We start from the raw sequence: 3,754 nt of genomic DNA, 5'->3' as shown, positions 1-3,754 counted from the left end.
GATGTACAAATTAAACTTTATATGATTTCAAAATTTACATAAAACCTGATTCTCATAAAATGAAAAAATTATAAGACTACACAGGAGATGCCAGTATGATAAGACAGCTGATATTCGTTTTTTCTGATAGTCATCTGGGCTATAAACACTAGCAGTAAAAGTAAATTAAAATGTCATCATACTTTAGCTTGTTTTGTAAACTTCAAGTTCTTTTCCAAGATCAGAGGATTTTATGCACACGTCGTAGTTAGATATTCCTTGGTTAGGATATGTTTCTTATAGTTGATAGCAATAGGCCGGGCTTTTTAATTAGAGTCGATTGATTTTTCTTCATTCGTCCTCTCACTTTTTATCAAGATGAACTAATGACCATAAATAAATTTATTCAGTTCATCAATGGATGAAGAGAAACTAAATGCATCGTTAACCATGAAATAGTTTCCTTTATCATAGCAATAAGGATATGCAAATTTAGCAAAATCAAGACGAGTTGATTCAAAGGAAAAAAGCCGCATGATATCCCGAATTTGTGCAGCAGTAAGACAGTTAGAAGAAGCTATTTGCTTGGCGATTGAAAGACGAGTGTCGTCAAAGCTGGTTCTACTGATACTAGCTTTAGCAGCTTCGAACGAAGCTATATCCATGGGCATACATGCAGGCGGATAAACAGGGGTATTAGTAGTCGGTGGTGTAACAGGTTGATTCCCTGAAGGAGGAATCCTACCTCCTGGAGTATAATCGTATCCTTCAAGCCCAATAGTTGGCTGCGGATAGGTGGGATATCCGGTATTGTATGGCATTAATTCAAAAATAGCATCGTAGTCATCTATGATAAAAAGCCATTTTTTTACACGCTTGACAAGAAAAGTAGCATGATACCATCTACCCATTGGGTCTACTAAACTTACTACTTTTTCAAGTGATGGAATCCTGGGATTTAAAAAAACGATTTTTACGTTGCAAAACGGAGCATTGATAGGAATATTACTTACGAAATACTGCGGTTCAAAATTGATTTGAACACCATTGACGTAAACCCAAAATTTTTCACTACTATTACTGATGAGCGAAAGCATACCCTGAGTATAAACCTCCATGCTGAAAAAAAAGCATATTGCCCAAATGAAAGATAACATTAACCGTACTGGTTTTTTTTTGATTTTAAATGAATTTGTTTCCATAACAATGAATTTGTTAATACAATTTCAAAAATAATGCCATCAAATATGCATCAAATTTTTCAAATTATCAAATAATCGGGATAAAATTTTTGATTGTTCAAATTTCAATATTGCGAGCTTCTTAAGTCTCTTGTGGTATTTAAGTCTTAAAAGTTACCTAATAAAGAGAATTTTTCGTGGAATCGTTCCTGCTGGAAATTTTTTTAGCACTTGCCCTTCAGCATTAATTTCCATAATTTCTCCCTGATGTACATAGTCTTTAACATTGCAAACCCACCATGTCCGTCGATCAGGATCCAGCCAGAGACTATATAAAATATCGATTCCACTAGCATACACGAGATGAGAAGATAGGTTTTGAATACTGAAGCAATAGATATTTTTGTTGATAAAAAATAAAGTATCTCTTGTAGCACTGATATTTAAGGAAGATGGATAATCATTTCCTTGATTAAATTCCATGATTTTTTGAGGTTGTCGTGTGATGGGATTTATTTTCCAAAGGGTTGGTGGTTCTTCTTGCAGGTAACCACCACTGCATAAAACCCATATGTTTCCTTCTTTGTCCTGAACCATACTGTTGGGTTCTTTGCCAACTTCTATGGAGTCGACCACTTTTTTCGCACTCGAATCGATGATCATAATATAGCGATTGGGCAACGATGAAGCAAGCGATGACCAATGTATTCCCCAGATGAATCCATTTACCCACATCAGTTGCTCCAATGGCCGACTAGCATACATACTGTCTACTAGTTTCTTTTTGTTGATATCAATGAGATATAGAAAAGGACGATAAAGTGAAGACACATAGACGTATTTTTTCCCCGGCAGCAAATATCGAGGTTGAGTAATATTAATTTGAGTCTTTACTTTCCATGATCGATCAAGAACATATATTCGATTGGAATTATTCACTGAGAGGTATATTTCTTCGTTGGCCATGATGGCATCCATAAGGATATCACCTGGGCTATAGCCATTGACAGATTGAAAAAAATTATGTTTTACTTCACCTGTTTTTTCGTCGATGTAGGTTATTTCTGCATTCCCCTGATTAAACAATCCTTCGTTAATGACAAACAACCCTCGTGGACTGCTGACAGGAGAAGATGGTTGAGTGTCCACTTCGCTAAAATTGTCGGGGCTACAAGCATAGACTAGAAAAGAAATTAAGGCAAGAAAAATTCTTTTCATTTGAACCATGTTAATTGAATTAAAAAAAGTCTTCGAGGCATGGGAAACCATGCGATGGATTGATAATTGGTGTTGAGAACATTATTGCACATGAGATGAATCGAGGGCAAGTATGCTTTTATCTTTTGGAGATATAGGCTGAACTTCAAATCATGAAGAATATAATATGGCATATAACGTGTGTTATCTAGGTTAGTAAAACGTTTACCGACATAGATGGTTGACCATGAAATAGAGAAAAATTTTTTTATAGTCAATTCACCTATCAGTGTTAGTTTGGTTCGTGGATTGTAAATTAACTCTTTTTGTTTGTTTTTTACCCATTGAAGAGTAGTCAAAACAAACATTCTTAGAATATAATCAGAAGAATGTAAAGCTGCTTCAATGCTTTGATCGGTCCCTTTTCCATGAACACGGAGTATGTTTTGGGGTTTCCATAAAGATGATAATGTGTCAGGAAGCCACATAATCCAGTTTTTGGCAAGATAGTAAAACCAAGAACTTTGATACTTCATTTGAATTTGATATATAGTAAAACTATATGTTCCATGGACATCAGCTGTCCAGAATTCCTCTTCTTTAAGATCGAGATTTCCTCCAGGATACCAATAACGATCATTAAGGGTGGGTCTGTGTATGTTTTTAGCAACTCCGGCCAGCAAATGAAGATTGTCAGAAGCATAGAATAAAACCTTAAAACCAGGAACTAACCAATAATGTAAAAAAAAATGATTCCAAATTTCTACATTCCATTTACGGTATAAATGAAACATGATTGAAGATTTCAAAAAAGCATAGTTGTCTTTGACTTTATCTAAATAATTATTGCTTGAAGCTTGGACGTATTCGTCATAAAAAGTGAAATGAGTTTTAATGTTTGATTTCCAGGAGAAATTAGCATCTAATCTAAAAGCATATCGAAATGTTTCAGTGTTAGATTGCAAATTCAACTGTTTATGCGTATAGAAGATATTCATTCTTTCAAAAAAAATAGCAGGCTTTATAAGTAAGCGATCAAGTAGGATGTTTACCTGAGTCGTATACCTCAATGTATGATCAGACCATCGTTCATTTTCTGGAATTTGAGGAGTTTTGATAGAAGAAGGAAGTCCCATGTGAGTTTTTTTCCACCAAATGGATGATAAAAATTCGCCTTTTTTGAAAGAAAAAATGTATGGAAAATGAAAATCTGCATGAACATAATCTGCATTGATACGCCTATCGAGAAACCATTCATTGGGATCACCAAAAGCATTATTGATGAAATGATAGTCGTTATTAGATCGAGAAAAACTAAATGAAGGTGCTGTACGATGTTTTTTCCACTTATTTTCCCATTTGAGTAAAGTTCTCATCGTTTTATATGAGCCATACTC

General features: G+C 34.6%; 3 protein-coding genes. All 3 read right to left on the bottom strand.

The features are described from left to right. Positions 1 to 362: 362 nt before the first annotated feature. The gene (locus tag N2Z72_08340; GenBank protein ID MCX7697683.1) at positions 363 to 1,136 is read right to left on the bottom strand and encodes a DUF4476 domain-containing protein; all 774 of its coding nucleotides are present in this window, start codon (positions 1,134 to 1,136) and stop codon (positions 363 to 365) included. A gap of 198 nt (positions 1,137 to 1,334) precedes the next feature. Beyond that, the gene (locus tag N2Z72_08335) at positions 1,335 to 2,378 is read right to left on the bottom strand and encodes a DUF5074 domain-containing protein (GenBank protein MCX7697682.1); all 1,044 of its coding nucleotides are present in this window, start codon (positions 2,376 to 2,378) and stop codon (positions 1,335 to 1,337) included. Further along, a partial coding sequence (locus N2Z72_08330) for a TonB-dependent receptor (protein ID MCX7697681.1) occupies positions 2,375 to 3,754 on the bottom strand: 1,380 nt, incomplete at its 5' end. The genes N2Z72_08335 and N2Z72_08330, both read right to left, overlap by 4 nt.

The organism is Bacteroidales bacterium (assembly GCA_026418905.1).
Taxonomy (GTDB): Bacteria; Bacteroidota; Bacteroidia; order Bacteroidales; family DTU049; genus JAOAAK01.
Note: the sequence above shows the minus strand (reverse complement) of the source record. Positions and strands in the feature narration are given on the sequence as shown.

Coding starts and splice junctions, on each gene's coding strand:
- N2Z72_08340 (MCX7697683.1), bottom strand. CDS start 1,136: ATGTTATCTTTCATTTGGGCAATATGCTTTTTTTTCAGCATGGAGGTT.
- N2Z72_08335 (MCX7697682.1), bottom strand. CDS start 2,378: ATGAAAAGAATTTTTCTTGCCTTAATTTCTTTTCTAGTCTATGCTTGT.